The following is a 971-nucleotide window of genomic DNA, read 5'->3' as shown; positions in this document are numbered from 1 at the left end:
TCTCAGTATTTCCTCTTTAAAATCAGGCTCGTAATGTGCGTGTGATTTCTTGGGTTTCTTTAATTCCATTTTCCGCATTTTTTATGCAAAAAAGTGTGCCGTTTTTTTGAACCACCTCACTGTACTCATTGTAAGTAATGAAGAAAATTTTATTGTTGGAGATTCTATTGTAGTTTCCTCAAAGAAAGATAGTTGTTTTGTCTATAGTCAATCAAAAAAAATAAAATCAAAGTGGGAGTTGTATGTTATTGATTACCATGCAAATAATGAATATTAACAAGTTTTTGTTTTTAAAATAAGTGATAATAGGTCTTAAAAAAGTTTAGAAAGGCAATTTACTCAGTGGCGAGTAATCTGTTTTCCACATATCAAGTTCAAATAACCTTCCTTTTTCATCAACATACAAAGAAGCTAACACGATTACATCATCTTCATCTAAGAATAGGTATTCACTAATTTGTCCACCAAACTGATGGTTTTCTGATACAATACCTTCAGGATATAAGCTAAGACTTCCCATTTTCCCATCATCCATTGAAGCCACTAACAAATTGATTTTCCAGTCTTCCGAAATAGTCACAGAAGCTTTTGAAATCAAATACGCTAAAAGCATTTCTTCATTGGCTGTGGCTTTCCTTACATTCATAAATCTGTACTTTGGGTATTAATTTTTGCTAAATTGGAAGTTTTACGTATTTCAATATATTCTTTGAAACAAGGACTATCCCCCGCTTGGCGTAGTGTTTCACTACGTCAGAGTGTATAGCAATGTTACATTGCAAAAATGCAAGGCATTTTATAAGTTTGTCTAACCAAACTTTTCAGCGTATGCCACAAGGTTATCAAATCTATGACCAAGCTGGTCTTTACTATTTAACACTCCAAGTGGTTGATTGGGTGGATGTTTTCAGCAGGAAAAACCATCGAGACATCATCATCAATAGCTTAGATTATTGTAGAAAAGAAAAAGG

At 33.2% G+C, this 971-nt stretch carries 1 protein-coding gene; it reads right to left on the bottom strand.

All coding sequences use genetic code 11. The features are described from left to right. Positions 1 to 322 precede the first annotated feature (322 nt). A complete protein-coding gene (locus VB776_RS24490) occupies positions 323 to 646 on the bottom strand; it encodes a DUF6984 family protein (protein WP_323699473.1) in 324 nt (107 codons plus the stop codon). Between the last annotated feature and the right edge of the window lie 325 nt (positions 647 to 971).

This window comes from Arcicella gelida (assembly GCF_034931025.1).
Lineage (GTDB): Bacteria > Bacteroidota > Bacteroidia > Cytophagales > Spirosomataceae > Arcicella > Arcicella gelida.
The sequence above is the reverse complement of the archived record's forward strand: the minus strand, read 5'-3'. Positions and strand labels throughout refer to the sequence as shown.

What these genes read in the sequence shown, in the direction of transcription:
- VB776_RS24490 (WP_323699473.1), bottom strand. Translation starts at nt 646, where the DNA reads ATGAATGTAAGGAAAGCCACAGCCAATGAAGAAATGCTTTTAGCGTAT.